Here is a 21824-nt window from a genome sequence, read left to right on the forward strand (position 1 = left end):
CTCCTATTCACTGTCCAGGTGTAGTGGTGTTGCGACGCTGCCATCGGCTTCGGCCTGGCCCAGGCTGACGTCGAGCAGGTACAGCCGCTCGGCTGCCAGACCACCCGTGTCGACCAGATACGCCTTGATCGCCGATGCCCGCTCTCGGGCAAGCTGACGCTGCAGCAGCTTGCTTTGCGCCCAGGACTGCAGCACGGCCCCGCGCATTTTGGCGGTGCGCTGCTCATCGTCCAGGTCCTGCCATTCGGCGGGCGGCTGTTGTTTCAGACGCGCGCGGTAAATGCCTTCCAGCAGCGCGGCTTTTTCGTCCTCGGGTACCTGCAAGGCGCTGGCTTCGGACGGCACCTCGTCGCCACTGCGCTGCAGCATTCGGTAGTAGATGGTGCGGAATTCGCGCTCCAGGCGTTGTTCGGCAAGTGGCAGGCCATCGCTGCTTTGCGCGCTCGCACCTTCTATCTCGAGGCGCAGCGCCGGGCGCTCCTTGAGCGCCGATGCCAGGGTGTCCAGCGAAGACCTGGCCGTGTCGTCAAGCTCGCTCTCGCCCGCCGCGAAACGCACGGTGCTGAGGTCGGAATCTGAGCCCCCGGCTACCAGCCCGCCAATGAATTTGAACGGTGCCTGGGCCGCGCGCAACACCAGGTTGCGCAGCGTCTGCCAGACAATCGGCATCACGCTGAACTGCGGGTTGTTGAGGTCGCCCTGCACCGGTAGGTTGATCGCGATCTTGCCGTCGGTGTCCTTGAGCAGTGCCACCGCTAGGCGAATGGGCAAGTCGACGGCGCTGGGGCTGTCGACCTTTTCCCCAAGTTGCAGTTGCTCGACCACGACGCTGTTCTCGGCCGTGAGCTTCCCCCGGCTGATACGGTAATGCAGGTCGAGGTTGAGCCGGCCCTTGCGGATGCGATAACCGGCGAACTTGCCGGAATAGGGAGTCAACGTGGTCAGTTCCACCTGTTTGAACTGGGCGGTGATATCCAGGCTTTGCAGCGGATCGAAGGGGTTCAAGCTGCCATTGACGCTGACCGGCGCATAACGATCGATTTTGCCGTCGACGGCGATGCTGGCGGGCTTGTCGCTGCGGCTGTCGAGGGTGCCAATGCGGCCGTTGAGTTGCTGGATCGCCGTCGCGAAATTGGGTGTCAAGCTGAAGTCGGCGAAGTTCGCCGAACCCTCCTTGAAGGTCACTTCACCGATACGGATGGCCAGGGGGTTGCTGGCGGAAGTCGCTTCAGCTGTCGTCGAGTTTGCGGCATCGGTTGGCGCTTCTTTAGCCGCTGCAGGCGCTGAAATTACCAGATCGCTGGCGTTGGTGGTCAGGTCTTCGTTGATGATGAAGCGCGCATAGGGCTGATTCAGCTGCACGCTGTCGATGCTGAGGCTGTCGCCGTTCTGGTAGTTCAGACCCAGCAGGTCGAGCTGCTGCCAGCGCACAAAGTCGCGTTGCTTGATGGTGTCGAGGGTGTGCAGCTGATTGATCTGTGCCTGACCGGCAATAGTGAAGGCCAAGGGTTCGGTGCTGGTCAGCGCGACGTTCAGGTCGCTGCCGAGCAGACCGCTGCGCAGCTCCAGGCGTACGTAGGGGCTGAGGTAGGCCTGGGCGACACGCAGGTCGAGATTGCGGCTGACCACCTTCAGACGCGCGCTGGTCGGGGTGAGCTGCACGTCGCCATCGATCGCGAGTTCGCCCTGCTTGCCGACCCCGGTGTCGAGTTGCAGGCTGAAAGGCGAGGTGCCAAGGCTGTCGAAGTTCTGCAGGTCGAGGTCCAGCGGGCCCACGTCGATGGCGACGTCCTGTTCTGGCTGCCGGTCGCTCACGTGCACCTTATAGTCACGCAACTGCACATCACGCAGCAGCACCTGCCAGGGTTTGCCGGCGTCGCCTGCTTCTGCGTCGGGAGACGGCGCTGGCGTTTGTCCGGCTGGCTCCGTTGGCGCTGCGACAGGAGCTTCACTCGGAGGCGCGGGCTGTGCGGCGTCACTAAACAGCGTCTGCCAGTTCAACTGCCCGTCGCTTTCGCGCTCGACCCAGGTTTCCAGTTGCTGACTGCGCAGCTTGCCTACCTGCACCTGCTGGTTGGCGAGGTCCACTCGGGTTTCGCTGACGTCCAGCTTGGCCAGTTTGACCAGCGGTCTGCCATCCACGCTCTCGATGTTCAGAGGGGCAACCTGAAGCTGGAGGTTGTTCAGCAGCAATTGCGTGCGGTCGGCCAGGCTCAGCTCGTAATCGGTGGCGGCGCTGACTACGCCCTCTTTCAGTACCAGGGGCAGCGCATCGCGGACATAGGGCCAGAACGTCGTCATCGGTCCGTTGCTGATTTTCAGCGAGCCTTTCGAACTGATGGGTACCAGGCTGAGGGTGCCGGTCCAGTCGATCCGCCCACCCTGGGGGCCGGTGGCAACCAGCTGCATTTGCGCGTTGTCATCGGGCAGGGTGCTGAGGTTGTGCAGCTCGAAGCTCAGGTCGTCGTAAAGAAACTCGATGGGTTCGCTTGGCCGCAGGTCCTGGAAATGCAGGTTGCCGCCAGTCAGTTCGATGCGCTCGATACGCAGCGGGAATGGATCGCTGGGCGCTTGTTGGGCAGGCTGCTCGCCAGCTCCGGGCAGCTTGAACAGCTGATTCAGGTTGAGCGTGCCGTCGGCTTCGAACAGCAGCTCAGTGTGCGGTTTGTCGAGCTCCACCGCTGCGAGGTGCAGCACGCCACTCCACAGGCTGTCGAGCTGGACGTTGGCATACAGCCGCTCGAAGGCGATCTGCTCCTGGCCCGTTTCGCCGATGCGCAGGCCCCAGAGGCTTGCTTCCAGGCTGAAGGGGTTGAGTTGCACACGCTGCAATTGCGCGGGCTGGTTGCTGTAGATCGCTAACTGCTGATTGGCGATGCGCAGAGCGATGCCCGGCACCACCAGAAACCCCATGAGGCTGTAGAGGCCGAGCGCAATTACTACTGCAGCCGCGGCGCGTTTTATTCCCTTTTGCATAGAACGTCATCTGTCCCGATGAGAAATGCGTTTGAGTATGGCACGCGGCCGCAGTTCAAGAGGCGGGAGTTAAAGCGTGCCTGCGCGCTGGAATTTTCGCGAGCCGGTGTTGCGTTAGAACTGCAGGATCAGCGTTTTCAGCGGCGGTTGTGCGTCCAGCGAAGGGAAGTCCGCTGCCGGCGCCAGTGTCTGCCAATCGCGTACCGGTCGACCGAGCTTTTCCGCGCAGCGCAGCACCTGGTCACGCCAGTCGGCGAACGCGACCTTTGCCAGGTTGTTGCAGCAGATCAGTACGCCATCGCTGGCGGTAGCGAGGATCGCCGGCTTGAGCAGGCTCTGGTAATCACGCAACAGATCCACGGTGCCGAACGCACTCTTGGCCCAGGCCGGCGGGTCGAGAAACACCAGGTCGAACTGGCGCGGCGACAAGCGCGGGTAGTGCGGCAGTTTCTGCCCGCGACGCGCATTGATCGGCAGCCCGGCCAACTGGCGAATTGCCGGGAAGTAATCCGACTGAATGAACTGCATCGGCGCCAGCTGCGGGTTCAGATCGCCGTTTTCCCGGCCCACCGCCAGGTTGCCTTCGGCAAAATCCAGATTGACCACCTCGCGTGCGCCGCCTGCTGCCGCGCTGAGACCGACGCCACAGGTGTAGGCGAACAGGTTGAGTACCGACTTGCCGGTGCTGTGCTGCTTGACCCAGCCGCGGGCGTTGCGCAGATCGAGAAACAGCAGCGGATCCTGCCCGGGATGGCGGCCGCGCACTCGGTAATTAAGGCCCCATTCGTGGCCCACCTGGTCGCGCAACGCGTCGGCTTCGGCCTGGTAGATCGGGTCGCTGCGGTCGATTCGCGAATTGCCTTGGGAGCGGTCGTTGTAGACCAGTGAAAGCGGTGTGCCGAGGCTGACCTGGCACTGTTCGGCCAGGCGCAGCAGCTCGTCGCGATTCAGCGGCTGATGAAAACTCTGCACCAGCAGCTGCGGGCCATAGCGGTCGATGGTCAGGCCGCCAGCGCCTTCCTGACTGCCGTGGAACAGCCGGTAGCAGTCGGTGCCCTGCTGGTGCAGGTCGGCCAGCAACGGCTGACGAGCATCAAGGGCGGCGCGCAGCGCCTGGTCGAGAGAGGACATGCGCGGCGTCTCGATAAAAGGGCGCGCAGTTTACCAAGAAAAACGCCGGCTCTTGGCCGGCGTTTTGTCGTGGCGGGTGAGGGGAGGTCCGCGCAGCTGTTGTAGGGTGGATGACACTTTGTTCATCCACCAATGGTCCCTCCGCGGTGTGCCGGTTAAAGACCGACCCACCCCACGGTCAGGCGCGTTCGATCGCGAGGGCCACACCCTGTCCGCCGCCGATGCATAGCGTCGCCAGGCCTTTCTTGGCGTCGCGCTTGATCATCTCGTGCAGCAGGGTCACCAGCACGCGGCAGCCAGAGCCGCCAATCGGGTGACCCAGGGCGATGGCGCCACCGTTGACGTTGACCTTGCTGGCGTCCCAGCCCAGCTCTTTGCCGACTGAAAGAGCCTGGGCGGCAAAGGCCTCGTTGGCCTCGATGAGGTCGAGGTCGGCGAGCGTCCATCGGGCTTTTTCCAGGCAGCGGTTGGTTGCCGAGACCGGGCCGATACCCATGATCGCCGGGTCGACGCCGGCATTGGCATAGCCGGCGATCTTCGCCAGCACTGGCAGGCCGAGGGCCTTGGCCTTGTCGGCGCTCATCAGCAGCACGGCCGCAGCGCCGTCGTTGAGGCTGGAGGCATTGCCGGCGGTAACGCTGCCGTCCTTCTTGAAGGCCGGCTTGAGCTTGGCGAGGGATTCGGCCGTCGTGCCGGCGCGTGGCTGCTCATCGGTGGCAAAGGCAATTGGGTCGCCCTTGCGCTGGGGAATCAGGATCGGGGTGATTTCATCGACGAAGCGACCGCTCTCGATGGCCGCTACGGCCTTTTGCTGGGACGCCGCGGCAAACGCATCTTGGTCTTCACGGCTGATGCCGTATTTTTCCACCAGGTTCTCGGCGGTGATGCCCATATGGTAGTCGTTGAAGGCATCCCACAGGCCGTCGGTGATCATGCTGTCGACAAGCTTTGCGTGGCCCATGCGCAACCCGGCACGCGCCGCCGGCATCACGTAAGGCGCCAGGCTCATGTTCTCCATGCCGCCGGCGATGATCACCTCGGCATCGCCGCAGCGGATCGCCTGAGCACCCAGGTGCAATGCTTTGAGGCCCGAACCGCAGACCTTGTTCAGGGTCAGCGCGGGCACCGCATGGGGCAGACCGGCGAGGATCGCCGCCTGGCGCGCCGGGTTCTGGCCGCTGCCGGCGGTGAGCACCTGGCCAAGGATCACTTCATCGACTTCGGCGCCGTTCAGGCCGGTTTGCTCAAGCAGCCGGCGGATCACGGCGGCGCCCAGCTCCGGCGCCGGAATGCTGGCCAGCGCGCCCTGGAAGCTGCCGATGGCGGTGCGGGTGGCGGCGACGATGACGACTTCTTGCATGGGTTCGATCCTCACGAGCGAGCGCGGCGGGCCGCGAAAGGCCGCTATGTTGGCATACCGGCTCCGCTGACGGCCAGCGTGCGAACCGGCCGGTCAGCCGGCTCGCGTTGGTTCGTGGGGTAGGTTTTAGCGGTTCAGGCGTTGGTCGATCAGGTTGTCGACGACACTCGGATCGGCCAGGGTCGAGGTATCGCCTAGGCTGTCCAGTTCATTGCAGGCGATCTTGCGCAGGATGCGCCGCATGATCTTGCCCGAGCGGGTTTTCGGTAGGCCCGGCGCCCATTGCATCAGCTCGGGTTTGGCGAAACTGCCGATTTCCTTGCCGACCAGGGCGAGCAGTTCCTTCTTCAGTTCATCGCTCACCTCGACGCCGTTCATGAGCGTGACGTAGGCATAGATGCCCTGGCCTTTGACGTCGTGGGGATAACCGACCACGGCCGCTTCCGCCACCGCATCGTGCAGCACCAGCGCGCTTTCCACCTCGGCGGTGCCGATGCGGTGGCCGGATACGTTGATCACATCGTCGACCCGACCGGTGATCCAGTAGTCACCGTCTTCGTCGCGGCGCGCACCGTCGCCGGTGAAGTAGTAGCCGGGGTAGGGTTTGAAATAGGTGTCGACCATGCGCTGATGGTCGCCATAGACGCTGCGGATCTGGCTTGGCCAACTGCCCTTGATGGCAAGCACGCCCGCGCCTGCCCCGTCGATTTCCTTGCCCTGTTCATCCAACAGCACGGGTGCCACGCCAAAGAACGGGATGGTCGCCGAACCGGGCTTGAGGTCGGTGACGCCAGGCAGCGGGCTGATCATGATTGCGCCCGTTTCGGTCTGCCACCAGGTGTCGACAATCGGACAGCGGCGCGCGCCGACCACGTTGAAATACCATTCCCAGGCTTCGGGGTTGATCGGTTCACCGACGCTGCCCAGCAGGCGCAGGCTGTTGCGGCTGGTGCTCTGGAGCGGCGCCTCGCCCTCGCGCATCAAGGCGCGCAGGGCGGTTGGCGCGGTATAGAAGATATTCACCTGGTGCTTGTCGATCACCTGCCAGAAGCGCGAGGCGTCCGGGTAGTTCGGGACGCCCTCGAACACCAGGGTGGTCGCGCCATTGGCCAACGGGCCGTAGACGATATAGCTGTGCCCAGTGACCCAGCCGACGTCGGCCGTGCACCAGTAGATATCGCCCTCGTGGTAGTCGAGCACGTACTTGTGGGTCATGGCCGCCATCAGCAGGTAACCGCCGGTGCTGTGCAGCACGCCTTTGGGTTTGCCGGTCGAACCCGAGGTGTAGAGGATGAACAGTGGATCCTCGGCATCCATCGGTTCGGCCGGGCAATCGCTGGAGGCCTGCTTCAAGGCGTGGTGATACCAGATGTCGCGGCCTTCAACCCAGTCGACCTCGCCTTGAGTGCGCTCGACCACTATCACGCTGGAAACCGCCGGGCAGCTGAGCAGCGCCTTGTCGACGTTCTGCTTCAGCGGCACATACTTGCCGCCGCGCACGCCCTCGTCGGCGGTGATCACGGTGCGGCAGTCGGCATCCAGGATGCGGTCGCGCAGCGCATCCGGCGAGAAGCCGCCGAACACCACCGAATGCACGGCGCCGATGCGCGCGCAGGCGAGCATCGCGTAGCTGGCTTCGGGGATCATAGGCATGTAGATGCACACCCGGTCGCCCTTTTTCACGCCGCGGCTCTTCAGCACGTTGGCCAGGCGGCACACATGGCTGTGCAGCTTGTTGTAGGTGATGTTGGCCGACTCGGCGGGGTTGTCGCCTTCCCAGATGATCGCGATCTGCTCGCCGCGCTCGGCCAGGTGACGGTCAATGCAGTTGTGGCTGACGTTCAGCTGGCCACCGGCAAACCAGCTCGCCTGCCCGGACTGCAGGTCGCCGCTGTACACCGCATCCCAGGGCTTGAGCCAGTCGAGAAACTGCTTGGCCTGTTCTGCCCAGAACGACTCTGGCTGGGCAATGGATTGTTGGTAGAGACGCTGGTAATCGGCCTGCTTCAGGTGGGCGTGCTGGCGAACGGCATCGGTAACCGGGTGACGAGTGATTTCGAACATGGCGGGGCCTTTTTGTTGTTCCGCAGTGCCGTCAAAGATAGCACCCAGGCGCCCGTCTGCTTCAACTCAAGGGAAACGCCCCTGGCAACGGCCTGGATTGCCCAGGCCGCATGACCATGTTCAACCGCGATGACGGCCGCGGAAGTAATCGATCAAGCCCTGGGTCGAGCCGTCTTCGGCCGACTTCTCTTCGGTGCCCGTCAGGCGCTGGTAGACGCCTTTGCCGAGGTCCTTGCCGAGTTCGACGCCCCACTGATCGAATGCGTTGATGCCCCAGATCGCGCTCTGGGCGAACACCTTGTGTTCATACAGTGCGACCAGCGCGCCGAGACGCCGGGGGCTGATGCGTTCGAGTACCAGGGTATTGCTCGGGCGGTTGCCGGGAATCACCTTGTGCGGCGCCAGACGCTCTATCTCGTCCTCTGCAAGGCCCTTGGCGCGCAGCTCCGCCTTGGCTTCTGCCAGGGTTTTGCCGAGCATCAGCGCCTGGCTTTGCGACAGGCAGTTGGCGTACAGCCATTGGTGATGGTCGGCGACCGGGTTGTAGCTGACCACCGGCACGATGAAATCGGCCGGTATCAACTGGGTGCCCTGGTGCAGCAACTGATGGTAGGCATGCTGGCCGTTGCAACCGACGCCGCCCCAGATCACCGGGCCGGTAGCGGCGTTCACCGGGCTGCCGTCCTGCAGCACGCTTTTGCCGTTGGACTCCATGTCCAGCTGCTGCAGGTGCTTCGTGATGTTACGCAGGTAGTGGTCGTACGGCAGAATCGCCTGACTCTGCGCACCCCAGAAATTGCCGTACCAGATGCCCAGCAACGCCAGCAGAACCGGCATGTTTTCTTCGAAGGGCGCGTTGAGGAAGTGCTGGTCCATGCTGTAGGCGCCGGAGAGCAGCTCCTTGAAGTTGGACATGCCGATGGCCAGGGCAATCGGCAAGCCAATCGCCGACCACAGCGAGTAGCGCCCGCCGACCCAGTCCCACATCGGGAAGATGTTTTCTTCATGGATACCGAACGCGACTGCCGCCTCGCGGTTGCTCGATACCGCAATGAAATGCCGATACAGCTGCGCTTCGGTGCCACCTTGAGCGAGGTACCAGATGCGCGCCGCCTGGGCGTTCTTGAGGGTTTCCAGGGTGCTGAAGGATTTAGAAGAGACGATGAACAAGGTGGTTTCGGCGCGCAGCTTGGCCGACAGCTCGTGGAATTCGCTGCCGTCGATGTTGGCCAGGTAATGGCAGCGCACACCGCGCTGGGCGAACGGCAGCAGCGCTTCGGAGACCAGCTGCGGGCCGAGGAAGGAGCCGCCGATGCCGATATTGACGACGTCGGTGATCGGCTTTTCGGTGTAGCCGCGCCATAGCCCGTCATGGATGCGGCCAACCAGTTCGGTCATCTGGTTGAGCACGCGGTGGACTTCCGGCATCACGTTGACGCCACTCACCAGCAGTCGATCGCCCAGGGGGCGTCGCAGCGCCGTGTGCAGGGCTGGACGACTTTCCGATGCGTTGACCAGCTCGCCGTCGAACAGCGCGCGAATCGCCTGCTCCAGGCCAGCTTCCTTCGCTAGGCTGACCAGCAGGTCGCAGGTTTCCTGGGTAATCAGGTTCTTCGAGTAGTCGAGAAACAGACCGCAGCCGCTCAGCGACAGCTTGTCGAAGCGCTCGGCGTCGGCATTGAACGCCTCGCGCATGCTGAAGTTCTGCATGCTGGCACGGTGGGCCTGAAGCGCTTGCCAGGTGGGCAGCGCGGTTACGTCGAGCGGGTGCTGGTAGTACGCCATCTAGAGTTGCTTCCTTGTGCGTTATGCATTCTTGGGGCAATGGCTTGGGCAACGAAACGCCTGGAAAAGTCAGCTTTTTTACGCGGCCCCCGGGCGCTGGTGCAGCGCCAGTAACCGGGGATTTCACCGCGTCTGTACCGCACTCGGTAAGCATCAGCGGGCCGGATTATTCAGCTGAACGGCAGGGCGCCATTGCCGGCAAGCACTCGAGTGTAGCGGCGTTGGCTCAGGCAAGCTGTAGCGGAATGGCGTTGCTGGTGTGGCTCAGCTCGTTGCCCGGCGCCATGTAGAGCATGCGCGGTTTGAAACTGGCCAGCTCGGCTTCGCTGTAGTGAGCGTAGGCGCAGATGATCACGCGGTCGCCGACCTTGGCCTTGTGCGCCGCTGCGCCGTTCACCGAAATCATCCGCGAGCCGGCTTCGCCGCGAATGGCGTACGTGGTGAAACGCTCGCCGTTGTCCACGTTATAGATCTGGATCTGCTCGTATTCACGGATACCGGCCAGGTCCAGCCAGTCGCCGTCGATGGCGCAGGAGCCTTCGTAATCGAGCACCGCATGGGTAACTTCGGCGCGGTGCAGTTTGGCCTTGAGCATGATGGCGTGCATGGCAGTTTCCTTAGCGGGTCCACAAACGGCGGCAGAGTGTGCCCGAAGCAAAAATGCCGGGCAACCGCCTTGAAAAAGCGAATTAGGTCACGCTGTCCAGGTCGATGGCCAGGTTGTCGATCAGTCGGGTGCTGCCGATAAAGGCCGCAACCAGAATCACCAGATGGCGATCGTCTGCAGTGGCCGGACGCAGGCTGTTGGCCTCGCGCACTTCCAGGTAATCCGGACGAAAACCTGCGGACAGCTGTTGCTGTTGCGCGGCGGCGATCAGCTTGGCGAAATCGCGCTCGCCATTCCTGATCGCTGTCGCCATCTCGCTCAGGCCGCGGTACAGCGTGGGCGCTGCAGCGCGCTGTTCGGCGCTCAGGTAGCCGTTGCGCGAGGACAGCGCCAGGCCGTCTTCAGCGCGCACGGTGGCTTCGCCGATGATCTGGATTGGCATATTGAGGTCACGCACCAAGGTGCGGATCACTGCCAGCTGCTGATAATCCTTCTGCCCGAAGATGGCCAGGTCCGGCTGCACCAGATTGAACAACTTGGTGACGACTGTGGCGACGCCTTCGAAATGCCCCGGCCGGCTGGCGCCGCACAAGCCTTCCGATACACCGGAAACGCACACGCGGGTTTGCCCGGCCATGCCGGCAGGGTACATCTCGTCCACATCGGGAATGAACAGCAGGTCGCAACCGGCTTCGAGCAGTTTTTCCTGATCGGCAGCCAGGGTGCGTGGGTACTTGTCTAAGTCCTCGCTGGGGCCGAACTGCAGGGGGTTGACGAAGATGCTGGCGACCACGAAGTCGACGCGCTGAGCGGCTTTTTCGACCAGCGCCGCGTGGCCGGCGTGGAGGTTGCCCATGGTCGGAACCAGGCCGATCTGTTTGCCTTCGGCGCGGGCCTGGGCAATGGCGGCACGCAGTTCACGGCCGGTTTTAACCGTATTCATGCAGAAAACCCGTGTTCGGCTGCTGGGAAGCTCTGATCTTTGACCGCTTTGACATAGGCGCTGAGCGCGTTCTGGATGCTGCTCTGGCCAGCCATGAAGTTCTTCACGAACTTGGGCATGCGCCCGCTCAGCGACAAGCCGAGCATGTCGTGGAGCACCAGCACCTGGCCATCGGTGGCGCTGCCGGCACCGATGCCGATCACTGGAATCTTGACTGCCTGGCTGATTTCCGCAGCCAGCTCGCTTGGCACGCATTCCAGCAGGAGCATGGCGGCACCGGCCTGTTCCAGGGCGATGGCATCGGCGCGCATCTGCCGCGCCTGGGCTTCCTGGCGCCCCTGCACCTTGTAACCCCCGAGCAGGTTGACGGCCTGCGGCGTCAGCCCGAGGTGTGCGCATACCGGTACGCCGCGCTCCGCCAGCAGGCGGATCGGCTCGGCAAGCCAGGCAGCACCTTCCAGCTTGACCATGTGCGCGCCGGCTTGCATCAAGGCCGCGCTATTGAGCAAGGCCTGCTCGTTGGTGGCGTAAGCCATGAACGGCAGGTCGGCGAGAATCAGCGCGCCCTGGTTGCCGCGTTTGACGCAGGCGGTGTGATACGCCATCTCGGCCGTGCTCACTGGCAAGGTGCTGTCGTGACCTTGCAGGACCATGCCAAGGGAATCGCCGACCAGCAGTACGTCGACACCTGCCTGACAGGCAGCCTGAGCGAAAGTGGCGTCATAGCAGGTCAGCATGGCGATCTTCTCGCCGCTCTGCTTGAGGCTTTGCAGGGTGGTCAGGGTTATATCAGGCATGGGAAATGTCCTCACTCAGGCATTCGGTCAGCGTTGTTGCTGCTTCAAGTTGGCCTGCATTGGCCTCGGTTCGCACCGGTGGCCGGGCGACGGGACGCCTATAGTCCTGATGGGGGGGCTTGAAGTCAATTGCGGCTGTTACCGACCTGTTACTGGCGTTACCTCGCCTGCGCCAGTGGGCACCCACCGCGGTTCGCGTAGCCGGTGCGCGGCTGGGTAACGAAGTCAGTCAAGGTCAGGCAGGCGTTCCAAGCCCACGAACGGGCAGGCAGCGATCATCTCGCTTAGAACGCGTCCATCCGGCAGGTGCAGCGCAGGCGCCAGTTCGGCCAGTGGGTAGAGCACGAACGGGCGCGCATGCATGTGGTAATGCGGCACCTGCAGGCGGGCCTCGTTCAATACCCGCTCGCCGAAGAGCAGGATGTCGATGTCCAGCGTGCGTGGGCCCCAGCGTTCGGCTTTACGGACGCGGCCGTGGTCTCGCTCGATCGCCTGCAAGGCGTCGAGCAGCGCCAGCGGCGCAAGGACGGTGTCCAGCGCCGCGACGGCATTGACGTAGCGCGGCTGGTCGGCCGGGCCCAGTGGGTCGCTGCTATAGAAGGAGGAAACCGTCCGCACCTGCGAATCCGGCAGTGCAGCCAGCGCGGCGAGGGCGTCGCGCAATTGGCTGAGCGGATCGGCAAGGTTACTGCCGAGCCCCAGATAAACCCGTTCCATCACTCGCCGGTCGGGTTGCCGGCGGTTTCTGCGCCAGGCGCGCGTTTGCGTTTGCTGCCGCCGCGGCGGCGTTTGCGCGGTGCTTCGGCACTGCTGTCCTGGCTGAGGTCGCGAATCATAGCGCGGCGCTCGCTGTCCGTAGCGTCTTGGTAAACCGTCCACCAGTCGCCCAGGCCACCGGTCTGTTCGCCCGCGCTTTCGCGTAGCAGGAGAAAGTCATAACCGGCACGGAAGCGCGGGTTTTCCAGCAGCAGGTCGGCGCGTTTGCCGCTGCGGCGAGGCAGGCGCTCCTGCATGTCCCAGATCTCGCGGATCGGCATGGTGAAACGCTTGGGAATGGCGATGCGCTGACATTGCTCGCTGATCAGTTCATGGGCAGCTTCCTGCATGGCCGGAATCGGCGGCATGCCGCGATCCTGCAAACGAATCACGCGAGCGGGGAGAGCGGGCCAGAGCATGGCGGCAAACAGGAACGCTGGCGTTACCGTCTTGCCCTGCTGAATGCGCAGATCGGTATTGGCCAGCGCGTTGCGGATCAGGGTGTCGGTGTAATCGGGGTTGTCGCGCAGCGCAGCGGCGCTGGCCGGGAACAGTTCGCCGAACAGGCCGTAATCCACCAGCAGTTCGTAGGTGAACTCCGCGTAGCCGGTGAGAAACAGCTTGAGCACTTCTTCGAACAGGCGTGCCGAGGGGATTTCCCGCAGCATGGGCGCCAGCTTGTAAATCGGCGCGGCGCTGTGTTTCTCGATATCGAAGTCCAGCTTGGCGGCAAAGCGCACCGCCCGCAGCATACGTACCGGGTCTTCCTGGTAGCGCTGGGTCGGGTCGCCGATCAGACGGACCAGATGGTTGCGGATATCGTGCACGCCGTTGGCGTAATCGAGGATGCGTTCGGTGCTTGGGTCGTAGTACAGCGCATTGATGGTGAAGTCGCGCCGTTGGGCGTCGTCTTCCAGGCTGCCGTACACGTTGTCGCGCAGAATTCGCCCGCTCTCGTTGCGTGACGACAGGTTGCTGTTCTCTTCCTCATCGCCTTCGGGATGATTGGCGCGGAAGGTAGCGACTTCGATGATCTCGCGGCCGAAATGCACATGCACCAGCTTGAAGCGGCGGCCGATGACCCGCGCATTGCGGAACTCGGCGCGCACCTGCTCAGGCGTGGCGCTGGTGGCAACGTCGAAATCCTTGGGGTCGATGTCGAGCAGCAGGTCGCGTACGCAACCGCCAACCAGGTAAGCCTGATAGCCCGCCTGGTGCAGGCGCTCCACTACGCTGGTGGCGTAGCGGCTGATATCCCCGCGGTGAAGCGAATGCTGATGATTGGTCAGCACTGCGGGGCTGCTATGCGATTGGTTGGCGCGACGCAGGGGGGAGCGGAAAGACTTGAACAGCTTTTTCAGCATGGGATGCACTGTTTGACGAAATGACCGGCCAGAATGGACGCTGACCACATGAGTGGCGCGGATTCTAGCATTGTGTCGGGAGATGGTGTAGGACGAGGCGGGAGCGAGCGAGAACGCTGCAGGCAGAAGCTACTGGGGGAGCCGAGGCTCCCCCGCAAGTAGGTGCTTACTTTGTTTTTATTATTATGGCGGGCTTCTTGTTTTTGTTTGCTTACCCGTTCCATTAAGTCAGAGACTTCAGGAAAACCTCCCAAGCTGGGAGTAAATAGCAAACAGATTATTTTGGATGCTGATATCGCCTTAGTCATTTGACCCAACCAGTACGGGCACTGCCTCGAAGCAGTTTTATTGTTCTCAGCCTGGTTGTGGGGCAGAACCCCAACGGCATTCCTTTCCAAAAGAATCAGTTAGCTGCGCCTCCGCGTTGTTGTTTTTATTTTGCTGGAGTCGGTACGTCTTATTTTTATTGTCTGGGTCGTGCTTGTTATTGTTGTTGTACCAGCAACAAAGCAGAACGCGTGCCAGCTTTTGAGATTCTTTATAAAACAAGGGGTTGCGGAGATTGGGCGGCGCGTGGGAGGCGGTGGGAGCCGGGTTCTCGTTACCGTAAAACCCGGTTTTTGTTACTAACTGTTGATGCGGTAACAGCCTGGCAGGTGTAACCGCCGCTAGCCAGCGGCTGCGCCCGACGCTTTACGACGCGGGATACCGAGGCGCTGACGGCGTTCCCATAGGCACTTGCGACTGATGCCGAGCTTGCGCGCCAGTTCTGTTTCCGTCATGTGGTCCTGGTGTTCGAGCACGAAGTGCTGGAAGTAGTCTTCCAGCGACAGGTCCTCGGTCGGCTCATTGCTGCTGTTGCCGCCCTGGCCTGGCAAACCGGAAAAGCCATCGTCGTCTTCAAGGTCGTCGAGTTCGATATCGATACCCAGCAGCTCGGCAGAGATACTCGCGCTCTCGCAAAGGATCACCGCGCGCTCGATGGCGTTCTCCAGTTCGCGCACATTGCCGGGCCATGGGTAATGACGAATGGCCTGCTCGGCGTCCTGGGCAAAATGCAGATCGTTGCGCCCCATACGTACCGAGTGCCGCTGCAGGAAGGCCTGGGCTATCTCGCTGACGTCGGCACCACGCTCGCGCAGCGCGGGCAGTTTCAGGGCAATGACGTGCAGGCGGTAATACAGGTCTTCACGGAACTGGCCGACCTTGGACAGGGTTTTCAGGTCGCGGTGGGTGGCGGCGATCAAACGCACGTCGACCTTCTGCGACTGCACCGAACCGACCCGGCGGATCTCGCCCTCCTGAAGTACCCGCAGCAGTCGGGCCTGGGCTTCCAGCGGCAACTCGCCAATCTCGTCGAGGAATAGCGTGCCGCCATCAGCGGCCTCGACCAGGCCAGCGCGCCCTGCGCTGGCACCGGTAAAGGCGCCCTTCTCATGGCCGAACAGTTCCGACTCGATCAGGGATTCGGGAATGGCCGCGCAGTTGACTGAAATCAGCGGCGCCTTGGCACGCTTGGACAAATTGTGCAGCGCGCGCGCGACCAGCTCCTTGCCGGTGCCCGATTCACCCTGGACGAGAACGTTGGAGTCGGTGGGCGCAACCTTGCGAATCTTGCTGTAGAGCTCCTGCATGGAGGCGCAGGAGCCGATGATGCCGATCTCGGCGTTGCTGTTATCGACGCCCTTGTCGCCGCGCGCCGCACCAGGGGTGCTTGCAGTCTGGCCGGCAGTGCTTTTCGCTTCCTGGCGGTCGCGCAGGATGCGGGCAACGGCTTGCAGCATTTCGTCGTGGTCGAAGGGCTTGGCGATGTAATCGACCGCGCCCATCTTCATCGAGTCGACCGCCGAGCGCAGGCTGGCGTAGCTGGTCATGATCAGCACCGGCGTGCCCTGGCCGAGCTTGATCAGCTCGGTGCCGGGCGCACCCGGCAAGCGCAGGTCGCTGACGATCAGGTCAAAGCTGGGGATGCTGAAACGCTCCTGCGCCTCTTGCACGGACCCGGCTTCGCTGACTTGGTATTGGTTGCGTTCCAACAGGCGACGCAGGGCAGAGCGGATAATGGTTTCGTCTTCGACGATCAAAATATGAGGCATCAACAGAATCTCTCGACGGTCGCAGAGCCTGAAATCAAATGATTCAGGGTCATCGGTAGCTGGTTTAGGTCGCTATGGACGTCGCCTCGACATGCCGCGGCAGTGTCACCCGGATTCGGGTGCCGCGTTGTTGCTCGGGATCGGCCGGGCTGTCGATTGTTATTTGTCCATAATGCTCTTCCACGATCGAATAGACCAGTGCGAGGCCGAGTCCGGTGCCTTCTCCTGGGTCCTTGGTGGTGAAGAACGGCTCGAACAAACGATCCATGATGGCTTGGGGAATACCGCTGCCTTCGTCTTCCACGATCAGGTCAACGGTATGCTCGGATGCCTCGCTCTTGACCCGGATAGCCGCACCTGGCGGCGAAGCGTCGCGGGCGTTGGCCAGCAGGTTGATCAGCACCTGGGCAAGCCGTTGCGCATCGCCGGTCACCCAGTGATCCGAGTCGCACAGGTTGAAGAACTGCACCTCGATGCTGCGCCGGTTGAGCGCCAGCAGGCCGATCGCATCCTGGGCGACTTCGGCCAGGCACACCGGTTCGTCGGCATGCTGGTGGGCGCCGGAATGGGCGAAGCTCATCAACGATTGGACGATGCGTGAAACGCGCTTGGTCTGCTCGATGATCTGGCCGCTGATCTCGGTCAGCTCGTCGTCGCCTTCGCGCTCTTCGCGCAGGTTCTGCGCCAGGCAGGCAATGCCGGTAATCGGGTTGCCGATCTCGTGCGCCACCCCGGCGGCCAGGCGACCGATGCTCGCCAGGCGTTCGGAGTGGATCAGCTTGTCTTCCAGGTACTGGGTTTCGGTCAGGTCCTCGACCAGCAAGACCAGGCCGCTGTTGCCTGGCGCCAGGGGCTCGTCGATGGCGGCCTTGTGCAGGCTCAGCCAGCGGGTCTGGCCATCCAGCGCGAGGTTCTGCTTGTGCAGATGCTCGTCCGGCAATTCGATGAAGTTCTGCAGAAGTTCGCGCCAGGGTTCGCTCAGCGCCGACATGCGCGAGCCGACCACGCGTTCTGCGGGAATCTCGGTGAGCTCCTCCATGGCCTTGTTCCACATCAGGATTTCCTGATCCTTGGCCAGCGAGCAGACGCCCATCGGCAGGTCTTGCAGGGTCTGCCGGTGGTAGCGGCGCAGCGCGTCGAGTTCGGCTGCCAAGCCGGTGAGGCGCGAGTGGTAATCCTCCAGGCGGTTCTCGATGAAGTGGATGTCTTCGGTGACGTAGCCCTCGGTGCCGGACTTATAAGGCAGGAAGGTTTCGACTATGTCCTGGGCAACGCTCGGGCCCATCAGGCCGGACAGGTTGGCCTCGATGCGGTCGCGCAATCGGCGCAGGGCGTAGGGCCGGCTTTCGTCGAAGGGCAGATGCAGGTCGCGTAGCGCCTGTTCCACCTCGCCCTGTGCGGCTTTGGCACCAAGCGGCTTGGCCAGCTGAGTGGCGAAATCCTGCGGGGTTACCGCAAGCAGTTCGCGGCGTTGCGGGCGGCGCACGTTGTCCACCGCGCAGGCTTCGGCCGCGCTGATTTCCTCGCTGCTGGCTTCGCTGAACAAGGACACCAGGGTGAACACCAGCACGTTGGCAGCCAGCGAGGCGATTGCCGCAAGGTGCCAGCTGCTGTCATCGAGCACGTAGACCAGGTTGAACATCGGCAGGTAGAAGCCCTGCAGATTGCCCAGCATCGGCAGCAGCATGCCGACCATCCAGACCGCTATACCGGTCAGCAGGCCGGCGATGAAGCCCCGCCGATTGGCGGCCGGCCAGTACAGCACCGAAAGCACGCCGGGCAGAAACTGCAGGGTGGCGACGAACGACACGATGCCCAGGTTGGCCAGGTCCTGCTCTGCGCCGAGCAGCAGGTAGAAGCCGTAGCTGGCCATGATGATGGCGAAAATCAGCGCGCGGCGGGTCCACTTCAGCCAGCGATAGATATTGCCTTCGGCGGGCGGCTGATACAGCGGCAGCACCACGTGGTTGAGCACCATGCCCGACAGCGCCAGGGTGGTGACGATGATCAGCCCGCTGGAGGCGGAAAGGCCGCCGACATAGGCGACCAACGCCAGGGTGCGGCTGTCCACGGCAAGGCCGAGGCCGAGGGTGAAGTATTCCGGGTTGGTGGCGACGCCCAGCTTCAAGCCAGCCCAGAGAATCAGCGGCACCGCCAGGCTCATCAGCAGCAGGAACAGCGGCAGCCCCCAGCTGGCGCTGACCATGGCCCGCGGGTTGATATTTTCGGTGAAGGTCATGTGGTACATGTGCGGCATCACGATGGCCGAGGCGAAGAACACCAGCAGCAGGGTGCGCCAAGGGCCTTCCTGCAACGGCGTGTGCAGACTGGCGAGCGCCGCTTGGTTCTGTACCAGCCAGAATTCCAGATCCTGCGGGCCATCGAACACGCCATAGAGCGCGTACAGGCCGATGGCGCCCAGAGCGACGAGCTTGACCACCGATTCGAAGGCGATGGCGAACACCAGCCCCTCGTGCTTCTCGCGGGTGGCGATGTGGCGGGCACCAAACAGGATGGTGAACAGGATGATCAGTCCGCAATAGGCCAGCGCCACCCGCTGCTGGACCAGCTCGCGGGTGAGGATGCCGATCGCATCGGCGACCGACTGGATCTGCAGCGCCAGCAGCGGAAGCACGCCGACCAGCATGAACACCGTGGTCAGCGCGCCGGCCCAGGTGCTGCGAAAGCGGAAGGCAAACAGATCCGCCAGGGAAGACAGCTGATAGGTACGGGTGATTCGTAGGATCGGATAAAGCAGCACCGGCGCCAGCAGGAAGGCGCCGGAAACCCCAAGGTAGCTGGCGAGGAAGCCGTAGCCGTACTGGTAGGCGAGGCCGACCGTGCCATAGAAAGCCCAGGCACTGGCGAAGACGCCGAGCGACAGGGTGTAGGTCAGCGGGTGATGGATGATCCGGCGCGGCACCAGGCCGTGCTCGCTGCCCCAGGCAACGCCAAATAACACCAGCAGGTAAGCGGCGCTGATGAGGATCAGCTGGCTAAGGCTAAAGCTCATCAGCATCACGTTGGCTCTGAAGAATGAAAGTGACCACGATCAGGATCAGCCACAGCAGATAGGGCCGGTACCAGGCGCCGTTCGGGTCGATCCACCAATCCATGATGGCGGGGGAAAACAGGTAGATCCCCACCACCAGGATCAGGACCAGTCGATAGATATACATGCCGCGTCCCGTCTCGTGAGTGCCGCGATGGTAACGGATGCGCACCGGCCTGCGTAAGCTGGCGGAATCACGCGACGACCGCGTGCGGGCTGATCGTCGCGCGCCGTCTTGTCAGCCTTTAAGCGCTTTCCAGACGCGGGTAGCGAGCATCACCAGCACCAGAGCGATGGCGCCGGCGATGATCCCCGCGAGGGCGTTGAGCAGGGTGGGGACGAAGGCGGCGAGCAGTCCGCTGCTGGTCGCGACCTGCGCGGTGACGTCTTCGATCCAATGGTGCGCTGCAGGGATGCCGTGGGTCAGGATGCCGCCACCGACCATGAACATCGCGGCGGTGCCGAGCAGCGACAAGGCTTTCATCAGGTAAGGCGCGGTCAGCAGGATGCCGCGGCCAAAGGCCCGGCGGGCACGGCTGAAGGCGCCGCTGCCGGGGCGCTCGCTAAGGTGCAGGCCGGCATCGTCCAGCTTGACGATGCCCGCCACCAGGCCATATACGCCCACAGTCATCAGGATTGCGATACCTGCGAGAACCGCCACCTGTTTGCCGAAACTGGCCGCGGCCACCGTGCCCAGGGTGATGGCAATGATCTCGGCGGACAGGATGAAGTCGGTGCGGATGGCGCCGCGGATTTTGTCGTTTTCGAACGCCAGCAGGTCCACCTGCGGGTCGGCCACCGCTTCCAGCAGTTCGTGCTGCTTGGCCTGATCGTCGGCCTTGTCGTGAAGAAACTTGTGGGCAAGTTTCTCGAAGCCCTCGTAGCACAGGAACGCACCGCCAAACATCAGCAGCGGCACCACCGCCCAGGGCGCGAACGCGCTGATAAGCAGCGCGGCGGGCACCAGAATCAGCTTGTTCTTCATCGAGCCCTTGGCCACCGCCCAGACCACAGGCAGTTCACGCTCGGCACGTACGCCGCTGACCTGCTGGGCGTTGAGGGCGAGGTCATCACCGAGCACGCCGGCAGTCTTCTTGGCGGCCACTTTGGTCATCAGTGCGACGTCGTCCAATACCGTCGCAATGTCGTCGAGCAGGGTTAACAGGCTGGCACCGGCCATGGGGAAGATTTCCTTGTTTTCAGCACGCTGTCGGGCGCGACTCAGGCGAGTCGCGCGGCTATCGGCAGGGTTATACGTGACTGCGCCTCGCTCAGCCAGAGGCAAGCCGGCTGGATGTGGGTCAGCCGCTGAACTGAAAACAATCGATAGCCAGGTTATGCACCCGCGGTGGGCTGGCTGGTCAATCGGTGCTGCTGCCACTGGCGCCACTGGCGTAAGCGGCAAGCAGGCTGCGTAACAGATCGTTGAATGGCATGGGCGTTCTCCTGAGCAATGAACGGCACAGTACCTGGGGATCGGCAGAGCGCCTCGTTGATTGTCTCGATGAGGGTAATAGTGACGCGCATGGCAGTTGTGCACAGATGCTGTGGAGGGAACTGTGGATAACGTGGGTGCAGGTGACGCAGCCCTTAGCAAGCCGGTCGCTTGCAACCGCTGGTGATTTTTTGAACAGTGCGATAATTCATATAAAAACAGCTACTTAGCAACAATTTTAGTTGTCCACGGCTGCTGTGGGCAGAGCTGTTGATAACTAGGGTATGGGGCGCTGCAAGCCAGTCACAGCGGGCGTTAGCGCCAGATGATCATTTTATGAGCAGCGGTCGTGGTGCTTTCCGGTTTAGCCAAAGTCAAGCAAAAAGCACGCTGTTTCAATAACTTGATGAACTTCTCCAGGTGCAGGCGGGAGAAATATCCCGGATTTCTGTGGAGCGATCTGTGGATAAGCTGCGAGCGCTTGAGGCAATGCCGCGCGCGCCTAGGCGCGACGGCGATTGTCGGTTTTTTGAACTGCCGTGGCTATTGCTCCAGCGCGCCGATACGGGTCGAGCGACCCAGCAGCTGCAGGGCGCGGTCCGGGTAATCGGTGATCAACCCCTGGGCACCCTGATCCAGCAGGCGACGCATCCGCGGCTGCTCGTTGATGGTCCATAGCTGGACGGCCAGGCCACGCTCTTGGGCGACCCGCATCAGCCGCGCGCTGGCAACCTGCAGGCCGCTGTGACGTTGTGGGATTTGCAGTGCCTGGTACGACGGCGACAGCAGGCCGCCGAGACCGAGCCAGTTGAGCGCGACTAGCAGGCGCACCGAGCCTGGGCCGGCCGAGGTCGCAACGCCTGGGCACTGTTCGCGGAATGTTTGCAGGCTGCGCTCATAGAAGCTGCCGACGATGACCCGCTCAAGCTGGTCGTGTTGTTCAAGTGCATCGCACAGGCGCGCTTCCATGCCGGCATCCGGCACCTTGATCTCAATGACCTTGGCCGCGCTGGGCAGGCGTTCGAGCACCTCGACAAAGCTCGGAATGGCAATGCCCTGACCTCGATACGGATAGCTCTGCCCGCCATCTGCGGTCCACTGATAGCCGGCATCGAGCGCCTGCAGCTGGTCCAGGCTGAAGGCCGCGACATTACCCTGGCCATTGGTGGTGCGCTCCAGCGTCTGGTCATGAATCACCACCAGCTCGCCGTCGCTGGACAGGTGCAAATCCATTTCCAGCATGTCCACGCCCAGCGCGTGGGCGCGCTCGAATGCGAACAGGCTGTTCTCCGGCCATAGGCCCTTGCCGCCGCGGTGGGCGATGACCAGCGGCTGGTCGCCCAGGGCCGCGAGCACCGCCGGCTGTTGCGCGGGCTGGCTGGTGGCGGCAATCGCAAGCAATACGCCAGCGATCAGCAGTGCGGGAATCAACAAGAAACGAGCGAGGCGCAACATGGT

15 protein-coding genes are annotated in these 21824 nt (G+C 62.9%); all 15 read right to left on the reverse strand.

Going from position 1 to position 21824, the window contains the following annotated elements; genetic code table 11:
• Positions 1–3: 3 nt before the first annotated feature.
• Positions 4–2976, reverse strand: coding sequence for a DUF748 domain-containing protein (locus tag ACX0MV_RS19415; RefSeq protein ID WP_458984134.1), 2973 nt, complete (start codon positions 2974–2976; stop codon positions 4–6).
• Between the two features lie 114 nt (positions 2977–3090).
• Positions 3091–4107: a class I SAM-dependent rRNA methyltransferase gene (locus tag ACX0MV_RS19420; RefSeq protein WP_458984135.1), complete on the reverse strand. Its 1017-nt coding sequence runs from the start codon at positions 4105–4107 to the stop codon at positions 3091–3093.
• Between the two features lie 178 nt (positions 4108–4285).
• Entirely contained in the window at positions 4286–5467 is a 1182-nt protein-coding gene (locus ACX0MV_RS19425) for an acetyl-CoA C-acetyltransferase (RefSeq protein WP_458984136.1), read from the reverse strand.
• A gap of 126 nt (positions 5468–5593) precedes the next feature.
• Entirely contained in the window at positions 5594–7531 is a 1938-nt protein-coding gene (gene acs / locus ACX0MV_RS19430) for an acetate--CoA ligase (protein WP_458984137.1), read from the reverse strand.
• A 120-nt stretch (positions 7532–7651) separates the two neighbouring features.
• The gene (gene pgi, locus ACX0MV_RS19435) at positions 7652–9316 is read right to left on the reverse strand and encodes a glucose-6-phosphate isomerase (protein ID WP_458984138.1); all 1665 of its coding nucleotides are present in this window, start codon (positions 9314–9316) and stop codon (positions 7652–7654) included.
• 226 nt (positions 9317–9542) lie between these two features.
• The gene (gene panD, locus ACX0MV_RS19440; protein WP_458984139.1) at positions 9543–9923 is read right to left on the reverse strand and encodes an aspartate 1-decarboxylase; all 381 of its coding nucleotides are present in this window, start codon (positions 9921–9923) and stop codon (positions 9543–9545) included.
• A gap of 82 nt (positions 9924–10005) precedes the next feature.
• Positions 10006–10866, reverse strand: a complete 861-nt coding sequence (gene panC / locus ACX0MV_RS19445; RefSeq protein WP_458984140.1) for a pantoate--beta-alanine ligase — start codon at positions 10864–10866, stop codon at positions 10006–10008.
• Positions 10863–11663, reverse strand: a complete 801-nt coding sequence (gene panB, locus ACX0MV_RS19450; protein WP_458984141.1) for a 3-methyl-2-oxobutanoate hydroxymethyltransferase — start codon at positions 11661–11663, stop codon at positions 10863–10865. Before panB ends, panC begins: the two co-directional genes overlap by 4 nt.
• A gap of 225 nt (positions 11664–11888) precedes the next feature.
• Positions 11889–12380 carry a 2-amino-4-hydroxy-6-hydroxymethyldihydropteridine diphosphokinase gene (gene folK, locus ACX0MV_RS19455; protein ID WP_458984142.1) on the reverse strand — a complete coding sequence of 164 codons (492 nt, stop codon included), beginning with the start codon at positions 12378–12380 and terminating at the stop codon, positions 11889–11891.
• Positions 12380–13783 (reverse strand): polynucleotide adenylyltransferase PcnB, encoded by a 1404-nt coding sequence (locus tag ACX0MV_RS19460; protein ID WP_458984143.1) that lies wholly within the window; start codon positions 13781–13783, stop codon positions 12380–12382. The genes folK and ACX0MV_RS19460 overlap by 1 nt, the downstream gene beginning before the upstream one ends.
• Positions 13784–14451: 668 nt before the next feature.
• Entirely contained in the window at positions 14452–15879 is a 1428-nt protein-coding gene (locus ACX0MV_RS19465) for a sigma-54-dependent transcriptional regulator (RefSeq protein ID WP_458984144.1), read from the reverse strand.
• A gap of 64 nt (positions 15880–15943) precedes the next feature.
• A complete protein-coding gene (locus ACX0MV_RS19470; RefSeq protein ID WP_458984145.1) occupies positions 15944–18898 on the reverse strand; it encodes a sensor histidine kinase in 2955 nt (984 codons plus the stop codon).
• On the reverse strand, positions 18882–19058 hold the full coding sequence (locus ACX0MV_RS19475; RefSeq protein WP_003244646.1) for a hypothetical protein: 177 nt from the start codon (positions 19056–19058) through the stop codon (positions 18882–18884). The genes ACX0MV_RS19470 and ACX0MV_RS19475 overlap by 17 nt, the downstream gene beginning before the upstream one ends.
• Positions 19059–19169: 111 nt before the next feature.
• Entirely contained in the window at positions 19170–20111 is a 942-nt protein-coding gene (locus ACX0MV_RS19480) for a DUF808 domain-containing protein (RefSeq protein WP_458984146.1), read from the reverse strand.
• 798 nt (positions 20112–20909) lie between these two features.
• On the reverse strand, positions 20910–21821 hold the full coding sequence (locus ACX0MV_RS19485) for a glycerophosphodiester phosphodiesterase family protein (protein WP_458984147.1): 912 nt from the start codon (positions 21819–21821) through the stop codon (positions 20910–20912).
• Positions 21822–21824 lie beyond the last annotated feature (3 nt).

Source organism: Pseudomonas cistanchae (genome assembly GCF_054483635.1).

Bases quoted from the DNA above. Each gene is read 5' to 3' on its own strand.
- ACX0MV_RS19485 (WP_458984147.1), bottom strand. From the start codon at position 21,821: ATGTTGCGCCTCGCTCGTTTCTTGTTGATTCCCGCACTGCTGATCGCT.
- panB (WP_458984141.1), bottom strand. From the start codon at position 11,663: ATGCCTGATATAACCCTGACCACCCTGCAAAGCCTCAAGCAGAGCGGC.
- ACX0MV_RS19470 (WP_458984145.1), bottom strand. From the start codon at position 18,898: ATGCTGATGAGCTTTAGCCTTAGCCAGCTGATCCTCATCAGCGCCGCT.
- ACX0MV_RS19420 (WP_458984135.1), bottom strand. From the start codon at position 4,107: ATGTCCTCTCTCGACCAGGCGCTGCGCGCCGCCCTTGATGCTCGTCAG.
- acs (WP_458984137.1), bottom strand. From the start codon at position 7,531: ATGTTCGAAATCACTCGTCACCCGGTTACCGATGCCGTTCGCCAGCAC.
- folK (WP_458984142.1), bottom strand. From the start codon at position 12,380: ATGGAACGGGTTTATCTGGGGCTCGGCAGTAACCTTGCCGATCCGCTC.
- ACX0MV_RS19425 (WP_458984136.1), bottom strand. From the start codon at position 5,467: ATGCAAGAAGTCGTCATCGTCGCCGCCACCCGCACCGCCATCGGCAGC.
- ACX0MV_RS19475 (WP_003244646.1), bottom strand. From the start codon at position 19,058: ATGTATATCTATCGACTGGTCCTGATCCTGGTGGTGGGGATCTACCTG.
- ACX0MV_RS19465 (WP_458984144.1), bottom strand. From the start codon at position 15,879: ATGCCTCATATTTTGATCGTCGAAGACGAAACCATTATCCGCTCTGCC.
- ACX0MV_RS19415 (WP_458984134.1), bottom strand. From the start codon at position 2,976: ATGCAAAAGGGAATAAAACGCGCCGCGGCTGCAGTAGTAATTGCGCTC.
- panC (WP_458984140.1), bottom strand. From the start codon at position 10,866: ATGAATACGGTTAAAACCGGCCGTGAACTGCGTGCCGCCATTGCCCAG.
- panD (WP_458984139.1), bottom strand. From the start codon at position 9,923: ATGCACGCCATCATGCTCAAGGCCAAACTGCACCGCGCCGAAGTTACC.
- ACX0MV_RS19460 (WP_458984143.1), bottom strand. From the start codon at position 13,783: ATGCTGAAAAAGCTGTTCAAGTCTTTCCGCTCCCCCCTGCGTCGCGCC.
- ACX0MV_RS19480 (WP_458984146.1), bottom strand. From the start codon at position 20,111: ATGGCCGGTGCCAGCCTGTTAACCCTGCTCGACGACATTGCGACGGTA.
- pgi (WP_458984138.1), bottom strand. From the start codon at position 9,316: ATGGCGTACTACCAGCACCCGCTCGACGTAACCGCGCTGCCCACCTGG.